Origin of the sequence: Dactylosporangium sp. CA-152071 (genome assembly GCF_050936335.1) — a bacterium.
GTDB lineage: Bacteria > Actinomycetota > Actinomycetes > Mycobacteriales > Micromonosporaceae > Dactylosporangium > Dactylosporangium maewongense.
This window is the reverse complement of the sequence record NZ_JBNJMZ010000001.1, coordinates 2,076,160-2,096,731: the sequence shown is the minus strand read 5'-3', so window position 1 is coordinate 2,096,731 and position 20,572 is coordinate 2,076,160. Positions and strand designations below refer to the sequence as shown.

The following is a 20,572-nucleotide window of genomic DNA, read 5'->3' as shown; positions in this document are numbered from 1 at the left end:
CGAGCCTTGAATCGGCTGCAGCAGCCGGAGGCTCAGGAGGGATGCACACATGGCACGCGCTGTGGGAATCGACCTCGGCACGACCAACTCCGTGATCGCCGCGTTCGAGGGTGGCCGTCCCACCGTCCTGCCCAGCGAGGAAGGCAGCAGGACGACGCCGTCCGTCGTCGCGTACACCGGCACCGGCGAGCGGCTCGTCGGGCAGCTCGCCCGCCGGCAGGCGGTGCTGAACCCCAAGGGCACGATCTACTCCGCGAAACGCTTCATCGGCCGCCGCTTCGACGAGGTCAGCGAGGAATCGCGCGGCGTCACCTACGACGTGGTGCCGGGCCCCGACGGCATGGTGCGCTTCGACGTGCGCGACAAACAGCTGTCGCCGGAGGAGGTGTCCGCGCAGATCCTGCGCAAGCTCGCCGACGACGCCGCCAAGCACCTCGGCGAGAAGGTGACCGAGGCGGTCGTCACGGTCCCGGCGTACTTCAACGACGCGCAGCGGCAGGCGACCAAGGACGCGGGGAAGATCGCCGGGCTGAACGTGCTGCGGATCATCAACGAGCCGACGGCGGCCGCGCTCGCGTACGGGCTGGACAAGCAGGGCCACGAGACGGTCCTCGTGTTCGACCTCGGCGGCGGCACGTTCGACGTCAGCATCCTCGACGTCGGCGACGGCGTCGTGGAGGTCCGGGCGACGTCCGGCGACACGCACCTCGGCGGCGACAACTTCGACCACCGGCTCGTCGAGCACATCGCCGACCAGTTCCAGCGGGAACAGGGCATCGACGTGCGCACCGACCCGCAGGCGCTGCAGCGCCTCACCGAGGCCGCCGAGCGCGCGAAGATCGAGCTGTCGTCGGTGACGCAGACCCAGGTGAACCTGCCGTTCATCACCGCCGACGCGACCGGCCCGAAGCACCTGACGATGACGCTCACCCGGGCCACGTTCGAGGAGCTGACCCACGACCTGCTCGAACGCACCATGGAGCCGGTCCGGCAGGCGATGCAGGACGCGAAGGCGGGCGCCGGCGACCTCGACGAGGTGATCCTCGTCGGCGGGGCGACCCGCATGCCGGCCGTGCAGGCCCTCGTCCGCCGGCTCACCGGCGGCAAGGACCCCAACATGTCCGTGAACCCGGACGAGGTCGTCGCCCTCGGCGCCGCCATCCAGGCGGGCGTGCTCAAGGGCGAGGTGCAGGACGTGGTCCTGCTCGACGTGACGCCGCTGTCGCTGGGCGTGGAGACCCTCGGCGGGCTCATGACGAGGGTCATCGAGCGCAACACGACGATCCCGGCCCGGCGCGCCGAGACGTTCTCCACCGCCGACGACAACCAGCCGGCCGTCGACGTGGTCGCGCTGCAGGGCGAGCGGGAGCGCGCCGCCGACAACCGGGTCCTCGGCCGGATGCGGCTGGAGAACATCCGGCCCGCGCCGCGCGGCACCCCGCAGATCGAGGTCACGTTCGACGTCGACGCCAACGGCATCCTCAACGTGTCGGCGAAGGACAAGGACACCGGCGCCGAGCAGAAGATCACCATCACCGAGAGCGGGACCCTCGACGCCGCCGAGGTCGAGCGGATGGTCCGCGAGGCCGAGGAGCACCGGGCCGAGGACCGGCAGGTCCGGGAGCGGATCGACGCCTCCAACGAGCTCGACAGCGTGGCGTACCAGCTGGAACGCGCCCTGCAGGAGCACGGCGACGTGCCGGAGCACGAGCGGGCCCGCGCCACGATGCTCGTCGCGGACGCCCGCCGGGCGGTGGAGGAGCAGGCGCCGGCGGCCCGCATGCGGCAGCTCACCGAGGACCTGCGGCAGATGACCCTGGCGCTGGGCAGCCGGGCCGCCAGGCCGTCCCAGGCCGGCGCCGCGGCACCGCAGGACGCCGACGACGTCATCGACGCCGACTTCAACACCGGATCATGAGCGGGCCGGCGCGGAGCTCCAGGTCAGGGCGGCGCCGGAGCGTGGCGGAGGTCAGGTCATGACCCAGGAGCACGAGGTCGCGGAGCTCACCGAACGGTGGCAGCGGGCCGCGGCGGACGTGGAGAACACCCGCAAGTGGGCCGAGCGGCAGGCGGTGCGGCAGCGGCAGGAGGAGCGGGTCGCGATCTCCACCGCGTGGCTGCCCGTCCTGGACAACCTCGACCTGGCGCTGCGGCACGGCGACGCCGACCCCCGCACGATCGTCGAAGGCGTGGAAGGCGTCCGCGAGCAGGCCCTCGCCGTGCTCGCCGGCTTCGGGTTCGTGCCGTTCGGCGAGGTCGGCGAGCCGTTCGACCCGGTGCGGCACGAGGCGGCCGAGGTCGTGCGCGACAGCGACGCGCCGCCCGGGACCGTCGTGCGGGTGCTGCGGCCGGGGTACGGCGACGGCGAGCGGCTCCTGCGGCCGGCGGTCGTCGCGGTCAGCGCGCCGGTGCTGCTGGGCGACAGGGAGAACGGGCCCGACGGTGAGTGAGCGGCGCGACCCGTACCAGGTGCTCGGCGTGGCCAGGACCGCGACACCGGAGGAGATCCAGCGCGCGTACCGGACCCTGGCCCGCCGGCAGCACCCAGACATCAACAAGGAGCCCGGCGCCGAGGACCGCTTCAAGGAGATCAACGAGGCGTACCACGTGCTGTCCGACCCGGAGCGCCGGGCCCGCCACGACAAGGCCGGGCGGGAGCGGGCCCGTCCGCGGGGGGTGCAGACCGTCGACATCGACGACCTATTCAGCAGCATGTTCGGCGGGCGGTACGGCACGGGCGTCGACACCGAGGCGCACATCACGGTCGGCGTCGAGGAGGCGTTCCGCGGCGGGCGCCGAACGGTGACCCTGCCGGACGCCGACGGCCGCCCCCGCCGCTACGACGTGAACATCCCCGCCGGCGTCGTCGACGGCCAGCGGATCCGGCTCGCGGGCCAGGGCGCCCCCGGCGTCGCCGGTGGCCCGCCCGGGGACCTGTACCTCGTCGTCGCGCTCGCGCCGCACCCCCGGTTCCGGGTCCAGGGCCGGGACGTGGTGCTCGACCTGCCGGTCGCGCCGTGGGAGGCGGCCCTCGGCGCGCGGGTGCCGCTCGACGCCCCCGGCGGTCCGGTGCGGGTGGACGTGCCGGCCGGCACGTCGTCCGGGCGGCGGCTGCGGCTGCGCGGGCAGGGGCTGCCCAACCCGCGCGGCCGCCCCGGCGACCTGTACGCCGAGGTGCGGATCATGGTGCCGGCGACGCTGAGCACGCGGGAGCGTCACCTGTTCGAGGAGCTCGGCAAGGCGTCGGCGTACGACCCGCGGGGCCGCTGAACAGGCGCCGCCGCACCGGATCGCGTACCGTGCTGCTGTGATCGGCTCGGACGGATACCCGGCCACCAGAGTGTGGGACCGGTGGAGCAGCACCCGGTGGTTCGCATCGGTGCTGATCGCGATGGTGGTGCTCGTCGTGTGCGGCGCGGCCGTCGGCGCGGGGGTGCTGAGCCACACCGCGGGGGTGTCCAACCGGCTCAGCGACCGGATCTCCCCGGCCCGCACCGCGGTCGTCGAGCTGACCGCCGCCCTCGTCGACCAGGAGACCGGCGTCCGCGGCTTCCTGCTCAGCGGCGACGAGCGGTTCCTGGAGCCGTACGCGCGGGGCGTCGACGGCGAGCGGACCCTGCTGACCCGCATCCGGCAGCTGCTCGCCGGCGAGCCCGTCGCCCTCGCCGACCTCGACCGCGCCGAGGCGCAGGCCCGCGAGTGGCGGACCACCGTCGCGGACCCGGCGATCGAGACCCGCCGCCGCGGCAGCGACCCGGGGGCCGCGGTCGACACCGTGCTCGCCGGCAAGGCCGCCTTCGACGCGGTCCGGGACCGGGTCGCGGCCCTCGACAGGGACCTCGCCGCCATCCGGGACCAGGCCCGCGCGGACCTCGACGCGGCCCGCCGGCTGCGTGACGGCGTGTTCATCGGGATGATCGGATTCCTGCTGCTGTTCATCGTCGCGATCGCGGTGCTGCTGCGTGTGGTGGTGCTGCGGCCCCTCGACAGGCTCAGCGCCGGCGTGCGGCGGGTCGCCGGCGGCGACTTCGACCACCGGCTCGCCGCGGCCGGTCCGGCGGACCTGGCCAGGCTGACCGGCGACGTCGAGACGATGCGCCAGCGGGTCGTCGACGCGCTCGTGGACAGCCAGCGGGCCCGGGCGAAGCTGGAGCAGCAGCAGCTCGAGCTGCACCGCTCCAACGCCGACCTGGAGCAGTTCGCCTACGTCGCCTCGCACGACCTGCAGGAGCCGCTGCGCAAGGTCGCCTCGTTCTGCCAGATGCTGCAGCGCCGCTACAGCGACCAGCTCGATGACAAGGCCCGGCAGTACATCGCCTTCGCCGTCGACGGCGCGACCCGGATGCAGCGGCTGATCACGGACCTGCTGACCTTCTCGCGCATCGGCCGCGTGTACGACGACAGCCGCTCCGTCGACCTCGACGACGTGGTCGCGCAGGCGGAGGCGAACCTCGCGGGCGCGATCGCGGACCGCGGCGCCCGGGTCGAGCGGCCGCGGCTGCCGACCGTGCCGGGCGACGTGACCCTGCTGACGATGCTGTGGCAGAACCTCATCAGCAACGCCATCAAGTTCCGCCACCCGGACCGGGACCCGGTGGTGCGGGTGGCGGTCGGCGAGGCCGGCGACATGTGGCAGTTCAGCGTCGAGGACAACGGCATCGGGATCGACCCGAAGTACGCGGACAAGATCTTCGTCATCTTCCAGCGGCTGCACTCGCGGGAGACCTACACCGGCACGGGGATCGGGCTGGCGGTGTGCAAGAAGGTGGTCGAGTTCCACGGCGGCGAGATCCGCCTCGACGACACGTACCGCGACGGTGCCCGCTTCGTGTTCACCCTGCCCCGCGAGGCGGCGGCCGCCGACGACCTGGACGCCGCGGGCGAACCGGAGGCGCTGGCCGTGCACTGATGCGGGACGAGCACGGTGCGTAGCGCCATACAATCGTTGCGTAATGTGGCGGAGCATCGGTTTTGACGGGAGCGCCGGAGCGGCCCGTGCCGCCGCCGGCCTGTTCCTGCTCGCCGGCGTCCTCGCCGTCCTCGGCGTCGCCCAGCCGCACAGCCGCGGCCGCGACCTGCTCGTCGTCGCCGTCGCCGACTTCTGCATCGCGGCGGCCGCGTGGTGGGCGCCGTGGCAGCGGCTGCACCCGCGGGCGACCGTGGCGTTCGCGCTCGCGGGGCTGGTGGTGCTGGCGTTCTCGACGTGGGCGTTCGGCGGGACCGCCGCCGGCACCGGGCCGTTCTTCGTTCTGCTCTTCGCGTGGGTCGGGCTGCACCACCCGCCCTGGATCGCGTACGCGCTGTCGCCGCTGACCGCCGCCGCCTACATCGCACCGCTGATCGCCACGCACCAGCCGCCCGAGGTCGTCGGCAGCGCCGTGGTGTTCGTGCCGGTCGTGACCGCCGTCGCGGTGCTCATCGCGGGCCGGGTCCGGCAGTGGCGGCGGGCCCAGGACGAGGTCGCCGCGGCCGAGCGGTGGCGGGCGTCGCTCATGCTGACCCTGGCGCACGACGTACGGTCGCCGCTGACCGCCGTGCAGGGTGCCCTGGAACTGCTCGACGAGGACGCGGGCCTGCCGCCGGAGCACCGGGCCCGGCTGACCGCCGCCGCGCTGCGCCAGGTCGCCCGGATCGCGCGGCTGGCCAGCGGGCTGCTCGACGTCGGCCGGGTCGAGGACGGCAGGCTCAAGCTGGACCTGCGCCCCGTCCTGGTGCGCGCTGCGGTCGCGGACGCGGTCCTGCTCACCCCGCAGGCCGACGCCGTCGTCGACGTCGAGCCCGGCCTGACGGTGGTCACCGACCCCGACCGCCTCGAGCAGATGCTGGTCAACCTGATCGGCAACGCCATGCGGCACGGCGCCGCCCCGATCTGCGTGAGCGCGTCGGCGTCCGGCGGGACCATGACGATCGCCGTCCGCGACCACGGACCAGGGGTGCCGCCGGACGCCGTGAGCGCGTTGTTCAGCCGGTACGGCGGGGGAGCCGCGCCCCATTCCGTCGGCCTCGGCCTGTGGATCGTGCGCGAGCTGGCCCGGGCGCACGGCGGCGACCTCACCTACGAGCCCGCCCACCCCGGCGCGTGCTTCGTCATCAGCCTGCCCGCCCGGCCGTGAGCGGCCGTGAGCGGTTCGGTTCAGCCGAACGTCTGGTCCGAGGGGACGCGGGACCGCGCCGTGAAGCGGGCCGACTGCGCGACGGGCAGCGTGAAGGACAGCCTGGCCCCGCCGCCCGGGTTGTCGTTGGCGGTGATCGTGCCGCCGTGCCGCTCCACGACCCGCTGGCAGATGGCGAGCCCGAGGCCGGTGCCGGCGTAGTCCGCGGTGCGGTGCGCGCGGTGGAAGCCGGTGAAGATCGCGTCGTGCTCGCCCTCCGGGATGCCGATGCCGCGGTCGGCGACGTCGACCCGGACCCACCCGGTGCCGTGCGGCGTCGCGCAGACGTCGACCCGCGCGGGCTGCCCCGGCGGCGTGTACTTCAGCGCGTTGCCGATCAGGTTGTCGAGCAGCTGCCGCAGCAGCGCCGGATCCGCGTGCACCGACGGCATGGCGCCGACGAAGATCTGCGGCGGCGGGCTGGTCAGGTCGGCGGCCAGTGCCGCGAGCCGCTCGGTGACCACGTCGTCGACGACGGCGCGCAGGTCGAGGTCCCGCGCGTCCAGCACGGCGTCGCGGGCCGCAGCGTAGCCGAGCAGGTCGTCGATGAGCCGGCGCATCCGGGCCGTCGTCGCCAGGGCCCGGTCCAGCACCGCCCGCTCCTCGCGGTGCTCCTGCCCGCACAGCCCGTCGCCGAGCGAGTCGCGGACGAACTCGGTGAACCCGCCGATCGCCGTCAGCGGGCTGCGCAGGTCGTGGGCGACGATGCCGGCGAACGCGGTCAGCTCGGCCTCCCGCTGCCGCAGCGCCGTGATCGTGTACGACGACGCGACCGCCCCCATGATCTGCCCCTCCCGGTCCCGCAGCGGCCGGGCGTGCATCATCACCACCTGCTGGTGCCCGTCGGCCTGGGTCACGTGCGCCTCGACCCCGTCGACCCGCCGGCCGTGCAGCGCCACGAGCAGCGGCAGGTCGTGCTCGGCGAACGGGGTGCCGTCCGGGTGCGCCATCCTGACCCGGCGGCTGCTCTCGACCGCCGGCAGCGGCCCGCCGGACCCGGCGTCGGCGCCGGCGTCGAGGCCCGGGATCGCGACCCGCGCCGCGCGGTTGGTGTGCACCAGCATGCCGTCGGCGTCGCAGGTGATGACGGTGACGTCCAGCGCGTCGAGGACCTGCCGCAGGTACGCCCGCTCGGTGGCGAGCTCGTCCCGCGCGGCGCGCAGCCCGGCCTCCGCCGCCTCCCGCAGCGCCAGCTCCTCGCGCATCGCGGTGTTCGCCTCGGCGATCGCCCGGTCCGCGGCGGCGCGCGCCGTGACGTCGTGGAACACCGCGACCGCGCCCGGCCGGCCGGCGCTGCCGTGCAGCGGCCGCGCCGACACGGTGATGACGACCCCGTCCGGGTTGCCGCCGTTGCGGATCACCATCGGCACCTGGTCGCTGGCCTCCCCGGCCAGGGCCCGGGCGAGCGGCAGCTCCCCGGTGGGGAACGGGGTGGCGCCGTCGGGCCGGAAGATCCCGTAGTGCGCCTGCCACGTGTCCGCGCCGTCCTGGCTGTCCTCCTCCACCCCGAGCAACGCCTTGGCGGCCGGGTTGTGCAGCAGGAGCCGGCCGTGCTCGTCGACCACCCCGACCCCGTCGCTGACGCTGTCGACCACGGCGGTGAGCAGGGCCGCGTGGTCGCGGGCGTCCGCCTCGGTGCGGCGCAGCCGTGCAGTCGCGGCCGCGACCCGGGCGTCCGCCCTGGCCCGCCCGGTGCCGAGCACGAACGTCAACAGGGCCAGCAGGCCGCCGAGGCCGAGGCCCGCGGCCGTCATCGCCGCCGGGAACGGGCCCGCGCCCGGCAGGTCCGCGGCGACGACGCTGATCCGCAGCCGCCACCGCGCCTGCGCCACCGCGACGTCGACGGTCCGGTGGTCGGTCCGATGCCGGTCGGACTCGGCGCGGACCGCGGCCACGGTGCCCTCGGTGCCGTCGGCGTCGCGCGCCGACAGCGTCACGTCCGCGCTGTTCTGGGCGCTGCGCCGCACCGCGGCCGTCATGAAGTCCTGCCCCCGCAGCCCCATCAGCACCCAGCCGAGGAACGGCCGCTCCGCGGCGGCGCCCGACGCCGGCGGCGGGCCGGGCGTGCCGTAGACCGGGGCCGTCAGCACGAACGACTGCTGCCGCTGCTGCTCCGGCAGGTTCCGGTCGCGGATCAGCAGGTACGTGTCGGACACCGTGATCCGGCCGGACCGCCGGGCCTCGGCGAGGGCCCGCGTCGGCGCCGCCGCCTGCGTGACGTCGACGCCCAGCCCGCCGGCGGTGGAGCCGTCGAACGGCTCGCTGAAGATCGAGAAGATGTGGCCGGTCCCCGACCCGACCGGCGTGAGCGTCAGGCCCGGCACCCCGCGCTCGCGCCACAACGCCTGCACCCGGCCGATCTCGCCGTCGTCGGCGGGCACCATGAACGCGATCGACGTGGCGCCCGCCAGCCCCATGTGCCGCAGCGGGTCGACGGCCCGGGCGAACTTCGCCGCGGTCAGCGGCTCGAACGCGCCGGTCGCGGCCGCCACGGTGCGCAGGGTGTCGACGTAGCGGCCGGTCTCGTGGACGACGGCCGCCGCGACCGAGCCGACCTTGCGGTCCAGGGCCTGCGTCATCGCCCGGTGCTGCGCGCGGTCCAGCACCACCCCGGCGCTGACCGCCATCGCCGCGGTGAGGACCGCGACGAGGCTGGCGAGGGCCCCGGCGCGCGACATCGCCCGCCCGGCCCGCCGCAGGACGGACCACACACCCGGTTATCGGAGCGCGCCGCCCCGACCTTCGGACTTTCTACCGCAGTTGTGGCAGGACCTTCGCACCGAACGCGTCGATGAACTCGTCCTGCCGCTGCCCGACGTGGTGCAGGTAGATCTGGTCGAAGCCGAGCTCGGCGTACCCGTGCAGGATCTCGGCGTGCCGGCGCAGGTCGGCGCCGACGTGCACGGTGCCGGCGACCTGCTCCGGGGTCACGTGCTCGGACACCGCGTCGAAGTGCCCGGCGGTCTCCAGGTCCCAGCAGACGGGCGGCGCGAAGACGTTGCTGCGCCACTGCTCGTGCGCGACGGCGAGGGCCTCCTCGTCCGTCGGCGCCCAGCTCAGGTGCACCTGGAGGCAGAGGTCACCGCGCCCGCCCGCGGCCCGGTACGCGTCGATCATGCGGCGCAGGTGCCCGACCGGCTGGTTCACGGTGATCAGGCCGTCGGCCCACGCCCCGGCCCAGCCGGCGGTCTCCACGCTGACGGCCGCGCCGACCAGCCTGACCGGCTCGTCGGGGCGCGTCCACAGCCGCGCCCGGTCCACGGTGACGAGCCCGTCGTGGCTGACCTCCTCGCCGGCGAGCAACGCACGGATCACGTCGACGCACTCCCGCAGTCGCGCGGCGCGGACGTCCTTGCGTGGCCAGCCGTCGCCGGTGATGTGCTCGTTGCTGGCCTCGCCGGTGCCGAGCGCCGCCCAGAACCTTCCCGGGTACATCGCCGCGAGTGTCCCGATCGCCTGCGCGATGATCGCCGGGTGGTACCGCTGGCCGGGCGCGTTGACGATCCCGAACGGCAGCGACGTCGCCTGCAGCGCCGCGCCGAGCCACGACCACGCGAACGCCGACTGCCCCTGCCGGGCGCTCCACGGCGAGAAGTGGTCGGAGCACATGGCCGCGCCGAACCCGGCGGCCTCCGCCCGCCGCACCGCGGCCAGCAGCGCGGACGGGTGGATCTGCTCGTGCGAGTTGTGCAACCCGTAGACCGTCATGCCGGCTCTCTTACCCACCCCGTCCCCGTCCCCATGCACGGTCAGACCGGTGCGGGGTTGAGCCGGGCGAAGGCTTCCTGACGCTGGTACGGGAAGTGCGGGTACGGCGCGGTGCGGGCGCTTGCCGCGTCGAGGCGGGCCAGTTGCTCCGGCGTGAGCGACCAGCCCACGGCGCCCAGGTTCTGGCGGAGCTGGGTCTCGTCGCGGGCGCCGACGACGACGGACGCGACGGTCGGGCGGTGCAGCAGCCAGTTGATGGCGATCTGCGGCACGGCCCGGCCGGTTTCGGCGGCGACCTCGTCGAGCGCGTCGACCACGGTGTACAGGTGCTCGTCGTCGACGGGCGGGCCGAAGCCGGCCGTCTCGTGCAGGCGGCTGCCGGCCGGCGGTGGGGTGCCCCGGCGGATCCGGCCGGTGAGCCGGCCCCAGCCGAGCGGGCTCCACACGACGGCGCCGAGGCCCTGGTCGAGAGCGAGCGGGAGCAGGTCCCACTCGTAGTCCCGGCCGACCAGCGAGTAGTAGACCTGGTGGGCGACGTAGCGCGGGTAGCCGTGCCGGTCGGCGGCCGCGAGGGACTTCATGATCTGCCAGCCGGCGAAGTTGGAGACACCGAGGTAGCGAACCTTGCCCGCGCGGACCAGGCCGTCCAGCGTCGAGAGCACCTCCTCCACCGGTGTGCCGGCATCGAACGCGTGCAGCTGGAACAGGTCGATGTGGTCCGTGCCGAGGCGGCGCAGCGCCGCGTCGCAGGCGCGGATCAGCCGGGACCGCGACGAGCCGGCGTCGCCGGGGCCGTCGCCGGTCGGCAGGCTGGTCTTCGTCGACAGCAGGACGCGGTCGCGGCGGCCCCTCACGGCCTGCCCGAGCACCTCCTCCGAGGCGCCGTCGGAGTAGACGTCGGCGGTGTCGAACATCGAGACGCCGGCGTCGAGGCAGATGTCGACGAGCCGGCGGGCCTCGCGGGCGCCGGTGCTGCCCCACGCGCCGAAGAGTGGCCCGCTGCCGCCGAAGGTCCCGGCCCCGAAGCTCAGCGCGGGCACCTGCAACCCCGACGCACCCAGCCGGCGGTACTCCATGATCGCACTCCTAACGGGTCTGTAGTTCCGTTAACGCTTCCGTTACGCTAGCACCGGCACCGGCTAAACGGAACTGGAGCACCGTTATGACGAGCAACACGCGACCCGGCGGGCGCACCGCCAGGGTGCGGGACGCGGTGCTGCGCGCCGCCGGAGACGCCCTCGCCGAGCACGGCCTGGCCGGCCTCGACCTCGCCGACGTGGCCCGCCGGGCAGAGGTGGGGAAGACGACCGTGTACCGCCGCTGGGGCACCGTCACCGGGCTCGTCGCCGACCTGCTGCTGGACATGGCGGAACAGTCGCTGCCCCGCTCGGACACCGGCTCGCTCGACGGTGACCTGCGCGCCAACGCCAGGCTGGTCCAGCGGACGCTGAGCGATCCGCGGCAGGGGCCGCTCTTCAAGGCCGTCATCGCCGCGGCCACCTCGGACCCGCGGACCGCCGCGGCGCTGCACGGCTTCTACGACACCCGCATCCGCGAGTGGGCGTCCTGCGTGGAGCTCGCCGTCCGGCGCGGCGAGGTCCCCGTGGGCACCGACGCGCACGAGGTGGTCCGCGCGGTCTCGGCGCCGCTGTACTACCGGCTGCTGGCCAGCGGTGACCCGGTCGACGTGGCCGCCGCCGACCGGGCGGCCGCCGCAGCCGCCGCGGCCGCCCGCGCGGGGATCTTCGTCCGCACCGCGTAGTCGCCCTGCGGCGATGGCGAGGCGCTCGGCGATCCGCGGGGCGAACGGGCCGACGGCGGTCGACCGGCGCGGTCACCAGATGAACGCCGTCGCCAGGACGGGATCGTGGCCGGCGGCCCGCCCGGACTGTCCGTCGGCGCCGCCGCCGGTTCCGCGTCGAACGACGTGCCCGCACGGACGCCTAACCGGCGTATCCAGGCTGCCGATATGGCAGGCATGCCGGAGGAGCTGTACCTGCTCGGCAACGTCGTGATCATGCTGGCCTACGCCGCCATCATGGTCGCGATCGTCGTCCCGGTCGCCAGGGCCGGTCAACTGCGCACCAACAAGCTCGCCGTGGCGACCGCGCTGATCTTCTTCAGCTGCGCCGTCGGGCACGGGCTGCACGCGCTGACGGCCGCGCGCGGCCTGGCGACGGGTGCCGGTCATCCGGCGTCCTGGACGGCGGCGCTGTGGGACGTGCTCACCGCCGGTGTCGGCGTCTACTACTGGACGCTCCGGCGCGGATACGGCGTGCTGCTCGACAAAGGCGCCATGTACGTCGACCCGTGGCGGCAGCACCGTCTCGACGCCGCCGGTGCGCGCGAACGGGCCGCGCGGGCCAGCGCCGAGAACCACCGGGCGACCCTCGCCGCCGTCGTCGAACACACCGCCGACGCCATCATCGGCGCCGACCCCGACGGCACCATCACGGCCTGGAACAGCGGCGCGGAGCGGCTCTTCGGCTACACCGCCGCCGAGGCGATCGGCCGGCACGCGCTGATCGTGACCAACAGCGAGAGCACGGACGAGCAGGCGCGGCTCATGGACCGCATCCGCGCCGGCGAGCGGAGCCTGTCCTACGAGGCGCAGCGGGTGCACAAGGACGGCTCGCCGCTGGAGGTCGCGTTCACCGTCGCCCCGATCCAGGACGGTGCCGGGACCGTCATCGGCATCTCCGTGGTCGCCCGCGACATCGCCGCGGCGAAGGAGGCCGCGGAGCGGCAGCGCGCCATGCAGGAGCGCACCCATCAGGCGCAGCGTATGGAGAGCCTCGGCAAGCTCGCCGGCGGCGTCGCGCACGACTTCAACAACCTGCTCGCGATCATCGTCAACTACACCGACTTCGCCATGCAGGGCGGCAAGGGCGACGCGACCGTCCAGGCGGACCTCGCCCACGTGCGCACCGCCGCGGACCGCGCGATCAACCTGACCCGCCAGTTGCTGACGTTCACCCGCGGCGACGCGATCCAGCCGCAGGACGTCGACCTCAACGCCGCCGTCGCCGAGGTCCAGACCATGCTGGAGCGCACGATCGGCGAGCACATCACGCTCATCACCGTGCCGTCGGCGCAGCCGCTGACCGTGCGCGCCGACCCCGGCCAGCTCCAGCAGGTGCTGCTCAACCTGGCGCTCAACGCCCGCGACGCGATGCCCGACGGCGGCACGCTGGTGATCGAGGCCAACACCGCCGACCTGACCGGCGACGAGCTCGCCGTGCAGCCGCAGCCGGCGCCCGGCCACTACGCCCGGCTGCTCGTCAGCGACACCGGCGAGGGCATGTCCCCGGAGGTCGCCGCGCACGTCTTCGAGCCGTTCTACACGACAAAGCCGCGCGGGCAGGGCACCGGCCTGGGGCTGGCCACGGTGTATGGCATCCTCGCCGAGGCGGGCGGCAGCATCAACCTGTACACCGAGGCCGGTGTCGGCACCACGTTCCGCGTCTACCTGCCGCTGGTCACATCGGCCGGACCGGCGCCGGGCAGGCCGGCCCGCGCCGCCACCCCGCCGCACGGGGGTGGCCGCACCGTCCTCGTCGTGGAGGACGAGCCGGCGCTGGCCCGGGTCGTTACCCGCATCCTGGGCAACGCGGGCTACCGCGTCGTGGCGTGCGCGAACGGCGAGGAGGCCCTCGCGGCGGACGGCCAACGCCCGTGCGACATCCTGCTCACCGACGTCATCATGCCCGGCATGTCCGGCCGCCGCCTCGCCGAGTGCCTGCACGAGCGCCGGCCGGGCCTGCCGGTGCTGTACATGTCCGGGTACAGCAACGGCCTGCTCGGCACGACCCACGTGCTGGACGGGGACATCGCGTTCCTGGAGAAGCCCTTCACGGCCGACCAACTGCTGGTGAAGCTGGGCGAGGCGGCGGTCGCCTCACAGGTTGACCGTGCTGCCGTGGCCGGTTGACGGTCAGGCCGGGATCGGCAGGACGGTGCCGGTGCCGCGTTCGACGGCGGCGACGACGGTGTGCCCGCGGGCCGGGATGTAGACGTCCATGCCGGTGATGAACGTCTGCGCGTAGAACTCCGGCAGCGGCGCCGACAGGTCGGTGACGCCGTCGCTGCCCTTGTCGAACGCGAAGATGCCGATGATCCGCTTCACCCGCAGGCTGTTGGCCTCGTTGAGCTGTCGCTGCCGTGGGACACGATGCCCGACACGCCGGGCGCGCCGCGGGACCGCACGGCGCGGCCGTCGCTGGACGAGGTCCTCGAACTGCGCCACGACCGCATGGCGACCGTCCGCACCCTGGTCGACGGCCTGGCCGACGCGTCCCTCGCCGCCGACACCGTGCCCGTGCGGGCGCCGGGCCGGCCGCCGCCGCGCGCCTTCGCCGTGCACGACTGCCTGTCGGTGGCGCTCAACGAGGAGTGGGAGCACTGCCTGCACGCCGAGCGCGACCTCGACGCCCTATTCGAAGACCGACACCCGGCGGCGGTGCATCGTCGGCGTCTCGATCTCGTCGAGCACGGCGACCGCCAGGTCCGCGTACGACAGTCCCGACGCGGGCAGGGTCTCGCCGCCGATCCGGTACCGCCCCCGCCGTGGGCCTGCCGGGTCCAGCCCCGCGGGTGGCGTCAGCATCAGCCAGTCGACGTCTTCGCCGGCCGTACGCCAGCGATCCAGACCCGCGGCGTGCGACAGTGCGAACGGCCGCAGGTGCGCCGGGAACGCCGCGGGATCGTCGTGGACCGGCCGCCCGTCGGCGCCGAGCAGGTTCGCGAACAGGCCGATCGGCACGGCCCGCCGCACCCCGGCCAGCGGCAGGCCGTGCAGGAGCGCGTCGGCGGCGTCGGCGAAGAACCGGGCGTCGAGCGGGCCGAGCGCGGCGAGCGCCTCGGGGCCCGACGCCGGGGTGACCGCGCTGACCACGGCCGAGTGTCCGCGCGCGATCGACGCCGTCGCCGGCCCGTCGCGCACGTCGCCCCGCACCACACGCACGCCTTCTGCCGCGATGCCCGGGTGCCGGGACGGGTCGCGGACCACCGCGGTGACCTGATGGCCGCGGGCGAGCGCCTCGGCGGTGACCGCCCGCCCCGCCCTGCCGCCCGCTCCGAAGATGACGATGCCGCTCATGGGCCGGACGGTAGCCGCGCCGGCACCGGTTACTGCAAACATACCGGGATGGACCTGGACCCGCGGATGTTCGACCCGGTGTGCCCGTCCGGCGCGCTGCCGTTCCAGATCGGCGACAAGTGGACGGCGATGGTGGTGCTGTGCCTGGAGCACGGCCCGCGCCGCTTCACCGAGCTGCGGGTCCCGCTGCGCGCCGTGACGCCGAAGGTGCTCACGGAGACGCTGCGGGCGATGGAGCGCGACGGGCTCGTGGTGCGCACCGCGTACGCGGAAAATCCACCGCGCGTTGAATATGCGCTGACCGATCTCGGTCGCACGCTGCTGACGCTCATCGAGGCGGTGCGGGCCTGGAGTGCCGAGCACCTTCCCGCGCTGCTGGCCGCCCGCGCCGCCAACTCCTGACGCCCCGGCTACTCCTGTGGCGGTTGCGGCGTCTGTACGACTGGCGCCGGCGGTTCCGCTGCCGTGGGCTCTTCCTGCGGCGTCTGCGGTGCCGGCGGTTCCGTTGCCGTGGGCTGATCCTGCGGCGTCTGCGGCGCCGGCACGACGTGCGCCGGTGCCGGCACGACGTGCGCCGGTGCCGGTGCGACGTGCGCCGACGGGTCCGGGCAGATGAAGTACGGGCCGGGGTACGCCGGCCACGCGGGCGGCACCGGCGCGGCGGCCCGCGGCACGAAGTACCGGTGCGCCGGCGGCAGCGCGAGCAGCAGGACGACCGCCACGCTGAGCGTCACGACGAGGAACAGGCCGAGGGCGCCGCCCAGGAACGCGAGGTCGGAGAAGTCCTCGACGCGGTCCCAGAGGATCGACTGGAACTGCGACGCCTCCGGCGAGTCCCACGACGCCCCGTCGTCGACGACCACTTCGGAGTCCCAGTCGGCGGTGGCGAGCAGCGGCAGCATCAGGAGTCCGCCGCACATCTGCAGCGTGATCAGCAGCAACTGGCCGGCGGCGGCGACGAAGACGAAGATCCGGGCGACGTTGCTGCCGCGCAGCACCGGCAGCGCCGTGATCCCGAGCCACAGCGCCAGGACCAGCGCGGGCACCCCCACGAACAGCGCGGAGAACAGGTTTCCGGTGCGCTCGGTGTCAACCTCCCGCGGGTCCACGCCCGGCACCATCCCGGCCGCCCGCGAGATCTCCGCGTCGTAGTGCACCGCGTACGCGACGACCATCCCCACCACGGTCAGCAACACCGCCGAGGCGGCCAGCTGCAACCAGAACGCCACGGTCACCTGTGCGGGCCGCGCCGGCCGCGCCGGCCGAACTACCTCAACAGTCACAGCAAGCGACCCTACGGGCGGGCCGCCCCCGCGGCCTACAGCCGTTCGGACAGCCCGTCAACGGCCGATGTCCGGCGGCGGGGCGGTGCTGGCGCGAAGGACGATGCGGGTGGGGACGAGGTCGGTGCCGGGGTCGGCGGGCTCGTTGCGGAGCTGGCGGAGCAGAGCCTGGACGCAGCGGCGGCCGACCTCGGCGAAGTCCTGGTGCACGGTGGTCAGCGGCGGCAGGTAGGACGACGCGTCGGCGATGTCGTCGAAGCCGACGACGCTGACGTGCGCGGGGACCGGGCGGCCGCGCTCGTGCAGGGCGCGCAGGACGCCGAGGGCCATCTGGTCGTTGGCGGCGAACACGGCGGTGCAGTCGGGGCGGGCGGCGAGCCGCAGGCCGGCCCGGTAGCCGGACTCGGCGGACCAGTCGCCGCTCTCGACCGGCGGCACGGGGCGGCCGGCCGCCTCCAGCTCGGCGCGCCACGCCTTCGCGCGGCGGTCGCTGGCGAAGGACTCGGCCGGGCCGGCGACGTGCCAGACGGTGCGGTGGCCCAGATCGAGCAGGTGCCGGACGGCCTGGCGGGCGCCGTCGGCCTGGTCGGTGTCCACGACCGGGTAGCGGTCGCCGGCGTCGGAGTCGACCACGACCACGTGGACGCCGGGCGGCAGGGAGACGGTGCTGGCGTCGAGCAGATGGATCTCGAGGATGACGATGACGCCGTCGACGGCGAGCTCGCCCATGCGCGTGAACGCGCCCAGCACGTTGTCCTGGGTCGGCATGTCGACGGGGATCAGCGTGATGGCGTAGCCCTCGGCGGCGGCGTGGGCGGCGATCGCCTCGACGGTGCGGCTGTTGCCGGTCGAGGAGAGCCCGAACAGGATGACGCCGATGGTGTTGAACTGCCCGTAGCGCAGCGAGCGGGCCGCGCTGTTGGGCCGGTAGCCGAGCTCCCGCATCGCGGCGAGGACCTGCTCGCGGGTCGCCTCGATGACGCCCGGGTGGCCGTTGGAGACGCGCGAGACGGTCTGCGACGACACGCCGGCGAGGGCGGCCACGTCGGCCATCGAGACGCGCTGCTTGCGGCGGCCGCCGGGCACGTCCGAGCCGCCGCGCTGCACGCCGGCGGCCGGGCGGATCGCGTCGACGTCCATCGCTTGCTCCTTGACGGTCCTGGTGAGGGGTGCCACTATACCGGCACCCACGTTTACGTAAACATCGTTCACCGCGGTGCGCGATGTTTACGTAAACACCGACGTAGAGGAGGTCATCGTGGCGCGGGTCGGCTGGCTGTTCACGGCCCCGTTCCTGGCGGTCTTCGCGCTCGTGTTCCTCGCCCCGATCGGCTACGGCGTCTACCTGAGCCTGTTCGACACCAAGTTGATCGGCGGCACCACGTTCGCCGGCGCCGGCAACTACGCCAAGGCGCTCAGCGACCCGCAGTTCTGGTCCTCGTTCGGCCGGGTGGCGCTGTTCCTCGCCGTCCAGGTGCCGGTGATGCTGTTCCTGGCGCTGCTGCTCGCGCTCGCCATCGACAGCGGCCGGCTGCACGGCGCCGCGTTCTTCCGGATCTCGGTGTTCCTGCCCTACGCGGTGCCGGCGGTCGTCGCCGCGCTCATGTGGGGCTTCATGTACGGCGACCGCTTCGGCCTGGTCGGCAACCTCGAACGGGCCCTGCACGTGACCCTGCCCGACCTGCTCTCGCCCGACGTCGTCCTCGCGTCCATCGGCAACATCGTGACCTGGGAGTTCGTCGGCTACAACATGCTGATCCTGTACTCGGCGCTGCGGGTGGTGAACCCGTCGCTGTACGAGGCCGCGGAGATCGACGGCGCCGGGCAGATCCGGATCGTGCGGGTGATCAAACTGCCCGCGCTGCGCGGGCCGCTGCTCATCGCGACCATCTTCTCGATCATCGGCAGCTTCCAGTTGTTCAACGAGCCGAGCATCCTCAAGACCCTGGCGCCCAACTCGATCAGCACGTTCTACACACCCAACCTGTACGCCTACTCGCTGTCGTTCTCCGGGCAGCAGTACAACTACTCCGCCACGATCGCCGTCGTCATGGGCGTCATCACGATGGTCGTCGCCTACCTGGTGCAGCTGCGTGGCCTGCGGAGGGCGTCATGAGGCGCCGCCGCAGCGTCACGCTGACCGCCGCCTGCTCCCTGATGCTCGTCTACAGCCTGCTCCCGCTGGTGTGGCTGCTCATCAACGCGACGAAGACGCAGGACGGGCTGCTCAGCTCGTTCGGCCTGTGGTTCGCCGACGACTTCGCGTTCCTCGGCAACGTCGCCGACACGTTCACCTACGACGGCGGCATCTTCACCCGCTGGCTGCTCAACACGCTGTTCTACGTGGTCGCCGGCGCGGGTGGGGCGACCCTGCTCGCGGCCCTGGCCGGCTACGGGCTGGCGAAGTTCGACTTCCCCGGGCGCAGGGCCGTGTTCGCGGTCGTCCTCGGGGCCGTCGCGGTGCCGGGCACCGCCCTCGCCGTGCCGACGTTCCTGATGTTCTCCGGGCTCGGCCTCACCAACACCCCCTGGGCGATCATCGTGCCCTCGCTGGTCTCCCCGTTCGGCCTGTACCTGATGTGGAACTTCGCCGGCGACTCGGTGCCCGACGATCTGCTCGAGTCGGCGCGCGTCGACGGCGCGGGGGAGCTGCGCACGTTCTTCTCCATCGGGTGCCCGCTCATGGCGCCCGGCGCCGTCACCGTCCTGCTGTTCAACGTCGTCGCGACCTGGAACAACTACTTCCTGCCGCTGATCATGCTGAAAGACCCTGACTGGTATCCGCTCACCCTCGGGCTCAAGTCCTGGAACCAGCAGGCGACGACCGCCGGCGGCGAGGCCGTCTTCAACCTCGTCATCACCGGCTCACTGCTCACGATCGTGCCGCTCATCGCCGCGTTCCTGCTGCTGCAACGGTTCTGGCAGTCGGGCCTCAACGCCGGGGGCGTCAAGGAATGACACCCCACCCCAATGAGAAGGGAATCCGCCATGCCGGCATCCCGCCGCACACTCCTGCTCGGCGCAGCGTCGCTGACCGCGTCGCTGCTCATCTCCGGCTGTACCGGCGACGACACCTCTGAGAAGGCCCAGGGGAACGTGTCCGACGCCGACCTCACGGCCGCCCTCGACAAGGGCGGCGAGCTCACCGTCTGGGCCTGGGAGCCGACGCTGAAGAAGGTCGTCGCCGACTTCCAGACGAAGTACCCGAAGGTGAAGGTCAACCTGGTCAACGCGGGCACCGGCAACGACCAGTACACGGCGCTGCAGAACGCCATCAAGGCCGGCTCCGGCGTCCCCGACGTCGCGCAGGTCGAGTACTACGCGCTGCCGCAGTTCGCCCTCGCGAAGTCGCTGACCGACCTCAACCCCTACGGTTTCGGCGCGCTGCAGAGCACGTTCACGCCCGGCCCGTGGAGCTCCGTGCACGCCGGGGCCGCCGCGTACGGGCTGCCGATGGACTCCGGCCCGATGGCGCTGTTCTACAACAAGGAGGTCTTCGACAAGCACGGCGTCGCGGTCCCCGCCACCTGGGACGAGTACGTCGCCGCCGCCCAGAAGCTGCACGCCGCCGACCCGAGTGTGTACATCACCAGCGACACCGGCGACGCCGGCTTCACCACCAGCATGATCTGGCAGGCCGGCGGCAGACCGTACACAGTGGACGGCACGAAGGTCGGCGTGAACTTCGCCGACCCGGGCACGCAGAAGTTCACCGCCATGTGGCAGAAGCTCATCGACGGCAAGCTGCTGTCGCCGGTGAACGGCTGGAGCGACGCCTGGTACAAGGGCCTCGGCGACGGCACCATCGCCTCGCTCGTCATCGGCGCGTGGATGCCCGCGAACCTGGAGTCGGGGGTGAAGGCCGCCGCCGGCAAGTGGCGGGTCGCGCCGATGCCGCAGTGGGAGGCCGGCGGGAAGGCCACGGCGGAGAACGGCGGCAGCTCCCTCGCGCTGCCCGCCGCCGGCGGCAACAAGACCCTCGCCTACGCGTTCAGCAGGTACGCCACGGTCGGCGACGGCGCGCAGTCCCGGGCCGACAACGGCGCCTTCCCCGCCACCACCGCACAGCTGGACGCGGCGGCGTTCAAGAACAAGGAGTTCGCGTACTTCGGCGGGCAGAAGGTCAACGAGGTCCTCGCCCAGGCCGCCGGCCAGGTCGTGCCCGGCTGGACCTACCTGCCGTTCCAGGTCTACGCCAACAGCGTCTTCAACGACACCGCCGGCAAGGCGTACCTCGGCGGCGGCGTCACCCTGCAGAACGGCCTCAAGGCCTGGCAGGACTCGTCGGTGAAGTACGGCAAGGAACAGGGCTTCACCATCCAGTAAGGGAG

Annotated in this window: 18 protein-coding genes; 11 read left to right on the top strand and 7 right to left on the bottom strand. The window is 73.4% G+C overall.

What is annotated here, in order from left to right; genetic code table 11:
• Positions 1–49: 49 nt before the first annotated feature.
• From dnaK to ACQEVZ_RS09000, 5 genes are read left to right on the top strand one after another with little or no spacing between them, the layout of a single operon-like run.
• Positions 50–1,918 (top strand): molecular chaperone DnaK, encoded by a 1,869-nt coding sequence (gene dnaK / locus ACQEVZ_RS09020; protein WP_433363892.1) that lies wholly within the window; start codon positions 50–52, stop codon positions 1,916–1,918.
• Positions 1,919–1,976: 58 nt separating this feature from the next.
• Positions 1,977–2,450 carry a nucleotide exchange factor GrpE gene (locus tag ACQEVZ_RS09015; RefSeq protein ID WP_433363889.1) on the top strand — a complete coding sequence of 158 codons (474 nt, stop codon included), beginning with the start codon at positions 1,977–1,979 and terminating at the stop codon, positions 2,448–2,450.
• Positions 2,443–3,270 (top strand): DnaJ C-terminal domain-containing protein, encoded by an 828-nt coding sequence (locus ACQEVZ_RS09010; protein WP_433363886.1) that lies wholly within the window; start codon positions 2,443–2,445, stop codon positions 3,268–3,270. The genes ACQEVZ_RS09015 and ACQEVZ_RS09010 overlap by 8 nt, the downstream gene beginning before the upstream one ends.
• Positions 3,271–3,307: 37 nt before the next feature.
• The gene (locus ACQEVZ_RS09005; protein ID WP_433363883.1) at positions 3,308–4,909 is read left to right on the top strand and encodes a sensor histidine kinase; all 1,602 of its coding nucleotides are present in this window, start codon (positions 3,308–3,310) and stop codon (positions 4,907–4,909) included.
• Positions 4,910–4,952: 43 nt separating this feature from the next.
• Positions 4,953–6,113, top strand: a complete 1,161-nt coding sequence (locus ACQEVZ_RS09000) for a sensor histidine kinase (protein WP_433363880.1) — start codon at positions 4,953–4,955, stop codon at positions 6,111–6,113.
• 20 nt (positions 6,114–6,133) lie between these two features.
• Here the strand turns inward: ACQEVZ_RS09000 and ACQEVZ_RS08995 are convergent, their stop codons facing one another.
• The 3 genes from ACQEVZ_RS08995 to ACQEVZ_RS08985 are packed head-to-tail and all read right to left on the bottom strand — an operon-like array spanning position 6,134 to position 10,936.
• Entirely contained in the window at positions 6,134–8,863 is a 2,730-nt protein-coding gene (locus tag ACQEVZ_RS08995; RefSeq protein ID WP_433363877.1) for an ATP-binding protein, read from the bottom strand.
• Between the two features lie 40 nt (positions 8,864–8,903).
• Positions 8,904–9,860: a TIGR03885 family FMN-dependent LLM class oxidoreductase gene (locus tag ACQEVZ_RS08990; protein WP_433363874.1), complete on the bottom strand. Its 957-nt coding sequence runs from the start codon at positions 9,858–9,860 to the stop codon at positions 8,904–8,906.
• A 41-nt stretch (positions 9,861–9,901) separates the two neighbouring features.
• Entirely contained in the window at positions 9,902–10,936 is a 1,035-nt protein-coding gene (locus ACQEVZ_RS08985) for an aldo/keto reductase (protein WP_433363871.1), read from the bottom strand.
• An 86-nt stretch (positions 10,937–11,022) separates the two neighbouring features.
• Between ACQEVZ_RS08985 and ACQEVZ_RS08980 the strand changes: the two genes are divergently transcribed.
• Together ACQEVZ_RS08980 and ACQEVZ_RS08975 are read left to right on the top strand one after the other, a co-directional pair.
• Positions 11,023–11,622 (top strand): TetR/AcrR family transcriptional regulator, encoded by a 600-nt coding sequence (locus ACQEVZ_RS08980; RefSeq protein WP_344514380.1) that lies wholly within the window; start codon positions 11,023–11,025, stop codon positions 11,620–11,622.
• Between the two features lie 207 nt (positions 11,623–11,829).
• Positions 11,830–13,791 carry a PAS domain S-box protein gene (locus ACQEVZ_RS08975; protein WP_433363867.1) on the top strand — a complete coding sequence of 654 codons (1,962 nt, stop codon included), beginning with the start codon at positions 11,830–11,832 and terminating at the stop codon, positions 13,789–13,791.
• Positions 13,792–13,794: 3 nt separating this feature from the next.
• Here the strand turns inward: ACQEVZ_RS08975 and ACQEVZ_RS08970 are convergent, their stop codons facing one another.
• Positions 13,795–14,106 (bottom strand): hypothetical protein, encoded by a 312-nt coding sequence (locus tag ACQEVZ_RS08970; protein WP_433363864.1) that lies wholly within the window; start codon positions 14,104–14,106, stop codon positions 13,795–13,797.
• Positions 14,107–14,292: 186 nt separating this feature from the next.
• Entirely contained in the window at positions 14,293–14,958 is a 666-nt protein-coding gene (locus tag ACQEVZ_RS08965; RefSeq protein WP_433363861.1) for an NAD(P)-dependent oxidoreductase, read from the bottom strand.
• A gap of 48 nt (positions 14,959–15,006) precedes the next feature.
• Here ACQEVZ_RS08965 and ACQEVZ_RS08960 point away from each other — a divergent pair, with 48 nt between their 5' ends.
• Positions 15,007–15,360, top strand: a complete 354-nt coding sequence (locus ACQEVZ_RS08960) for a winged helix-turn-helix transcriptional regulator (protein ID WP_344514372.1) — start codon at positions 15,007–15,009, stop codon at positions 15,358–15,360.
• 8 nt (positions 15,361–15,368) lie between these two features.
• Here ACQEVZ_RS08960 and ACQEVZ_RS08955 read toward each other — a convergent pair whose 3' ends face one another.
• Positions 15,369–16,187: a hypothetical protein gene (locus tag ACQEVZ_RS08955; RefSeq protein ID WP_433363857.1), complete on the bottom strand. Its 819-nt coding sequence runs from the start codon at positions 16,185–16,187 to the stop codon at positions 15,369–15,371.
• A 111-nt stretch (positions 16,188–16,298) separates the two neighbouring features.
• Positions 16,299–17,381: a LacI family DNA-binding transcriptional regulator gene (locus ACQEVZ_RS08950; protein ID WP_433363854.1), complete on the bottom strand. Its 1,083-nt coding sequence runs from the start codon at positions 17,379–17,381 to the stop codon at positions 16,299–16,301.
• 76 nt (positions 17,382–17,457) lie between these two features.
• Here ACQEVZ_RS08950 and ACQEVZ_RS08945 point away from each other — a divergent pair, with 76 nt between their 5' ends.
• From ACQEVZ_RS08945 to ACQEVZ_RS08935, 3 genes are read left to right on the top strand one after another with little or no spacing between them, the layout of a single operon-like run.
• The gene (locus tag ACQEVZ_RS08945; protein ID WP_344514367.1) at positions 17,458–18,357 is read left to right on the top strand and encodes a carbohydrate ABC transporter permease; all 900 of its coding nucleotides are present in this window, start codon (positions 17,458–17,460) and stop codon (positions 18,355–18,357) included.
• Positions 18,354–19,199 carry a carbohydrate ABC transporter permease gene (locus ACQEVZ_RS08940; RefSeq protein ID WP_433363849.1) on the top strand — a complete coding sequence of 282 codons (846 nt, stop codon included), beginning with the start codon at positions 18,354–18,356 and terminating at the stop codon, positions 19,197–19,199. The genes ACQEVZ_RS08945 and ACQEVZ_RS08940 overlap by 4 nt, the downstream gene beginning before the upstream one ends.
• Positions 19,200–19,229: 30 nt before the next feature.
• Entirely contained in the window at positions 19,230–20,567 is a 1,338-nt protein-coding gene (locus ACQEVZ_RS08935) for an ABC transporter substrate-binding protein (RefSeq protein ID WP_344514363.1), read from the top strand.
• Positions 20,568–20,572 lie beyond the last annotated feature (5 nt).

Excerpts from the sequence above, each read along its gene's own strand:
- dnaK (WP_433363892.1), top strand. The coding sequence starts at position 50 with ATGGCACGCGCTGTGGGAATCGACCTCGGCACGACCAACTCCGTGATC.
- ACQEVZ_RS09015 (WP_433363889.1), top strand. The coding sequence starts at position 1,977 with ATGACCCAGGAGCACGAGGTCGCGGAGCTCACCGAACGGTGGCAGCGG.
- ACQEVZ_RS09000 (WP_433363880.1), top strand. The coding sequence starts at position 4,953 with ATGTGGCGGAGCATCGGTTTTGACGGGAGCGCCGGAGCGGCCCGTGCC.
- ACQEVZ_RS08990 (WP_433363874.1), bottom strand. The coding sequence starts at position 9,860 with ATGACGGTCTACGGGTTGCACAACTCGCACGAGCAGATCCACCCGTCC.
- ACQEVZ_RS08985 (WP_433363871.1), bottom strand. The coding sequence starts at position 10,936 with ATGGAGTACCGCCGGCTGGGTGCGTCGGGGTTGCAGGTGCCCGCGCTG.
- ACQEVZ_RS08980 (WP_344514380.1), top strand. The coding sequence starts at position 11,023 with ATGACGAGCAACACGCGACCCGGCGGGCGCACCGCCAGGGTGCGGGAC.
- ACQEVZ_RS08975 (WP_433363867.1), top strand. The coding sequence starts at position 11,830 with ATGGCAGGCATGCCGGAGGAGCTGTACCTGCTCGGCAACGTCGTGATC.
- ACQEVZ_RS08965 (WP_433363861.1), bottom strand. The coding sequence starts at position 14,958 with ATGAGCGGCATCGTCATCTTCGGAGCGGGCGGCAGGGCGGGGCGGGCG.
- ACQEVZ_RS08960 (WP_344514372.1), top strand. The coding sequence starts at position 15,007 with ATGGACCTGGACCCGCGGATGTTCGACCCGGTGTGCCCGTCCGGCGCG.
- ACQEVZ_RS08950 (WP_433363854.1), bottom strand. The coding sequence starts at position 17,381 with ATGGACGTCGACGCGATCCGCCCGGCCGCCGGCGTGCAGCGCGGCGGC.
- ACQEVZ_RS08940 (WP_433363849.1), top strand. The coding sequence starts at position 18,354 with ATGAGGCGCCGCCGCAGCGTCACGCTGACCGCCGCCTGCTCCCTGATG.
- ACQEVZ_RS08935 (WP_344514363.1), top strand. The coding sequence starts at position 19,230 with ATGCCGGCATCCCGCCGCACACTCCTGCTCGGCGCAGCGTCGCTGACC.